The organism is Sphingobium sp. ba1 (genome assembly GCF_000743655.1).
In the GTDB taxonomy this organism is placed as follows: Bacteria; Pseudomonadota; Alphaproteobacteria; order Sphingomonadales; family Sphingomonadaceae; genus Sphingobium.
The window spans coordinates 411-694 of sequence record NZ_JPPQ01000069.1; the positions used below are offsets into that span (position 1 = coordinate 411).

General features: G+C 58.1%; 1 pseudogene. It reads right to left on the reverse strand.

Features of this window, described 5'->3' with window-relative positions:
- Positions 1-284: pseudogene (locus IL54_RS24770) on the reverse strand (TonB-dependent siderophore receptor); the annotation flags it as partial.

The window sequence follows — 284 nt, forward strand, 5'->3', positions numbered from 1 at the left end:
CCGCGCGGGGTGGCCGGGGTTACCGCGAAAGTGTTTCGATAGAGCTTGTCATAATCTCCGTAGAGGACGCGACTGGTTACGGTCAGGTTGTCGCTAAACCGATGCTCGATGCGCCCGCTTAGGACCTTAGCCTCGAAATCGCTGACGTTGAATCCCGGCACACCAAAAAAGGTATCGCGAAAACCGGTAAGGGGGCGTGACGGGCTGGTCAGAGAGCCTTGGGCAGCCGAGGGAACGCCTCGATCGATCGTGCGCTTGTCATTGTTGTATTCGAAGCCCAGGTC